This window comes from Novipirellula sp. (assembly GCF_041583735.1).
Classification (GTDB): domain Bacteria; phylum Planctomycetota; class Planctomycetia; order Pirellulales; family Pirellulaceae; genus Novipirellula.
Genome location: NZ_JBFHFD010000761.1, coordinates 1 through 3,846 on the forward strand (window position 1 = coordinate 1; position 3,846 = coordinate 3,846).

6 protein-coding genes are annotated in these 3,846 nt (G+C 55.1%); 1 reads left to right on the plus strand and 5 read right to left on the minus strand.

The genetic code is table 11. The features are described from left to right. The coding region (locus ABX962_RS32285) for a hypothetical protein (RefSeq protein WP_372725800.1) at positions 1 to 409 on the plus strand (409 nt) is incomplete at its 5' end. A gap of 5 nt (positions 410 to 414) precedes the next feature. Here ABX962_RS32285 and ABX962_RS32290 read toward each other — a convergent pair. From ABX962_RS32290 to metG, 5 genes are all read right to left on the minus strand, one after another. Next, positions 415 to 894 carry a hemerythrin domain-containing protein gene (locus tag ABX962_RS32290; protein WP_339938242.1) on the minus strand — a complete coding sequence of 160 codons (480 nt, stop codon included), beginning with the start codon at positions 892 to 894 and terminating at the stop codon, positions 415 to 417. Positions 895 to 993: 99 nt separating this feature from the next. After that, on the minus strand, positions 994 to 1,968 hold the full coding sequence (gene epmA, locus ABX962_RS32295; protein ID WP_372725802.1) for an EF-P lysine aminoacylase EpmA: 975 nt from the start codon (positions 1,966 to 1,968) through the stop codon (positions 994 to 996). After that, positions 1,968 to 2,486 (minus strand): N-acetyltransferase family protein, encoded by a 519-nt coding sequence (locus ABX962_RS32300; RefSeq protein WP_372725804.1) that lies wholly within the window; start codon positions 2,484 to 2,486, stop codon positions 1,968 to 1,970. The genes epmA and ABX962_RS32300 overlap by 1 nt, the downstream gene beginning before the upstream one ends. Positions 2,487 to 2,520: 34 nt before the next feature. Then, entirely contained in the window at positions 2,521 to 3,375 is an 855-nt protein-coding gene (locus tag ABX962_RS32305) for an alpha/beta hydrolase (RefSeq protein ID WP_372725806.1), read from the minus strand. 5 nt (positions 3,376 to 3,380) lie between these two features. Then, positions 3,381 to 3,846, minus strand: a 466-nt coding sequence (metG, locus tag ABX962_RS32310; protein ID WP_372725808.1) for a methionine--tRNA ligase subunit beta, incomplete at its 5' end; no start/stop codon positions are given.

A 3,846-nucleotide genomic window follows, 5' to 3' on the forward strand; every position in this document is an offset into this window, starting at 1 on the left:
AACGACGACGCGATCGGGCTTTTTCTCGACAGCCTCGAACAAGGCATTTGGATTTCAAGTGGGTGGCGAAGCAACGTTGTGGACCAACGGACGATCACGTCTATATGCTCGTGGCAAATATGCGGCACTCAACAACGAGGTGCGTGGTTCCGCCGTGGCCCAGAACACGTCATTCACCTACGAAGGTGACAAAGATACGTCGCTGTTCGATGTCGAAATTGGCGGATCAATGTGGTTGTGCAGTTGGGCTTCGCTGCAAGTTGCCTACCAAGGATTATGGTTAGAGGACGCCGTGGGGGCGTTGGAGCAATCCGCGTCGCAATCATTCTTTGACCCAGCCACGCAAACGCCCACGTTTCACGATTTGAACTGGAACGGGCTGAATTTTGGATTCAGCACGATTTGGTGATGCAATCAGTCGCCGACGCCGAGGTCATCATCAAAGGCCTCGAGGATCAGCTTTAGCTCGGCTTCCTCGTGCTGGGCAAACGACCGCAAGAAGGTATCGTAGCGAACCAGCAGTCGAGCGATCTTTTCTTCTTGATCGGCGGTCACTTCGCTTGCCGATTCGGTCAAGTGGCGAATCGCTTCGAAAAGCGTGGTGTGCTGCGAACGCAGCGATTCTGCATGTGTGCTCAGTTCAGGCGACGTGTCGATCGCTTCGTCAAAATAGCCAAACGCTTCTTCGAGCGAAAAGTGAAGCGCCAGCTGATCTCGGAATTCCGAGAACAAGTCAATGAGTTCGAGCCAGTGGTTGGTCGCGATTTTTGGATGCGACACCATCGGGCCGATCTTATCCACCAAAACCTTTAAGTGATGGTTATCGTCCTTGATGTCTTTTAAAAACGCTGCGTTGACGGCTAATCGCCGAGTCGAAGTTGCATTATTGGTCATGTCGACTACTCGCATTTGTGTTGTAAAGAGAATCTCATTCTAACACGAGCTGGATCTAGCATGGGGCGCGATCCGGTGGATAGACGAACTAAGCTAATTCTAAGCGATTTCAATCGTCAGCGGTACAACTTTGTCAATCGAGTGTGACTTTGTATGTAACATCAACAGACGATCGAAACCGAGTGCGACTCCCGTGCTAGCGGGGAGTCCACGCCGCATGGCTTCCACCAACGAGTTGTCGATCGGCAGAGGGGTTTCGCCGCACGCGATGCGGCGTTGGTTATTGACCAGCGTTCGCTGGACCAACTCGTCTGCGTCGAGTAATTCGTCGTAACCATTAGCCAGTTCAATGCCCTTGAAAAACATTTCAAAGCGAGCGGCGCAGAGTTCGTCATCCGCCGCTTGGCGTGCCAATGCCGCTTGGGTGAGGGGGTAGTTGCGAACGATTACGGGCACTTCGCCGCCAAGATTGGGTTGAACATGATGAGTAAACAGCACGTCCAGCATTGCATCGCGGTCCTTGGCAATGTCGTTCGCAAGCGATGCGTCGATGTCTGCGGTTTCGGATTGCAGTCGCGTCAGCGGTTCGGTGATCGGATCGATTCCGAGGGCTGTCGAAAATGCATCGCGGTAAGTGGTCTCGTCGAAGCGAGCCGTTCGTAGCACCTCGCACGCCAACGTTCCGGTGGTGTTGATCCCCGAGCGGATGTCGGCACCAACATCATACCATTCCAGCATGCTGAATTCGACATTGTGCATTGGCCCGCGTTCGCCAGCCCGAAACACCGGTCCAATGCTGTAGATCGACGGTGCTCCGGCGGCCAGCATGCGTTTCATTGCCAACTCGGGCGACGTTTGCAAATAGTAGCACTCGGGAAGATCCGGTTCGGCGAGGGCAAGCTGTTTTGTCGAAACCGTCAACGGGTTGATGTACGGATCGACGATGCAGTCGCGTGACAAACAGGGCGGTTGCACTTCCAAGAAACCACGTTCGTCAAAGAACGTTCGGACTTGGCGAAGTAGCAGTGCGCGAGCACGGATGTGAGCGATGTTGCAGCGAGAGTGGTGTGACATTAATTGCCATCGGGGCGAAAAATCTTTTGCAAGATCGCCACGTCGACCCATTGGTCATTCATGCGGCCGATCTCTTTTTGGATGCCGACCATTTCGTAACCGTGACGGTAATGGAACGCAAGACTGCGTTGGTTGTCGGCAATGATGCGAGCGACCGCATGATGCAGATTGCACTGGACGCAGTGCTGGTCCACTCTCTGCTGCAATCGGTTGCCGATTTGACGGCCTTGGCCATCGGGGGCGATGTAGATTGCGGTTTCGCAACAAAATCGGTAGCCAAATCGATCGCTGTAACGCCGTGCCGATGCCCATCCGAGTAACGATTCGTCTGATTCAGCAACATACCAACCATCTGGCTTGGGTTGCTTGATTCGTTGGCCCACCATTTCGGTCGATAGATGGACCGTGTCAAACGTGGCGCCGCCCACATCCACATAGTGGTTGTAGATCTCAGCGACGCGAGAGGCATCGTTCTCGGTTGCGTGGCGAATACGAATGCGGAGGTCGGAGAGTGGCATTGCACTGGCTATCGAAAAAATGGCTCAAAAAATCTTAGAGTTGCGATTGTTCACGAAGCCAACGCACGGCATCACGGACCGCTGGCAAGTGTTGTTCGTCCATCGCGCCATCGTGATCGAGCCCGTCGAGTTTGACAAGCGTTTGGGGGCCGGCGTAGGCGTCGCGAATCCGTTGCTGCAGCGCGGGAGGAACGAGCGAATCGTTTTGGCATTGCAAAAAGATTGCCGGCACAGCGACGCTCGAGGCGGTGTAGATCGCGTTCATGGCCGGCGCCAATTGGTCGGCTACCGGATGGATCAACCGGCCCAGCGGATAACGTTTCGCCACATGTTTCACCACCAAATCCACCGGCGGAGGATTTCGCAATAGCAGACCTCGAATCGGAGACGAGCTTTGTTGCGAGATCGCGGCGACATGCAGCGCCGTGGCGCATCCGAGGCTGTTACCACACAACCATACCGCAGGGGGCCTCGTGTAGCGTTGTTGGTAGCGATCGATCGAGGCTTCAAAAAAGTCGATTGCGGCTTCGGCAATGCGGCGCAGCGTCGGACGACCCGCACTGTTGCCGTACCCCGGCGGGTTCCAGGTCCAAGCATGGATGCGAACATCCCGCATCATTTCGGTAGGAAACGGCGACGAACGCTCGGCTCGTCCTGCCGTTCCTGGGAATTTCAGCAACAACAGATCCGGTGGATCGCTCGCACTTGTCGGAGCGTCCCCAAATCCGGGGTCGGGGTAATTCGCGTAACCAAATGTCTCCAGCGGCCCAAAACGCGACGGCAGCTGCAATCGATGCTGCATGCCATGATCCACGCGGTCACGCGTGGGCCGGAGCACCAGTTTGTCGAGCAAAAAGCTACGGAAGTGATTGATGGGCCGTTGCAGCATTTTGTTTAGTGGACACGTTGACCGGGTTGAGCGCCTTCGTCCACGCCGAGGACAAACACTTCGGCGCCACCCGGGCCCGATGCCGTTACCATTCCTTCGCTCAATCCAAAACGCATTTTGCGTGGTTGAAGATTGGCGACCATCACGACCAAACGGCCGATCAACGCTTCGGGTTCGTAAGCGGCTTTGATTCCGGCGAAGACTTGGCGTCGCTCGTCACCCCCTAGGCTGAGGGTCAACTTCAACAACTTGTTGGCTTCTGGAACATGCTCGGCATTGACCACGCGAGCGACTCGCAAGTCGACTTTGGCGAAATCATCAATCGTGATTTCGTCGGCCAACGGTTCGTCTTTGAGTGGTTGGTCGCTGTCGTTGAATGTGGGCAAGTTGTCTTGCTTGGTTTCTTCGGCTGCCAATTCTTTGCTTTCGTCGATCATCTTCTTTAAATCCTCGGGTTGAACTCGGTCCATC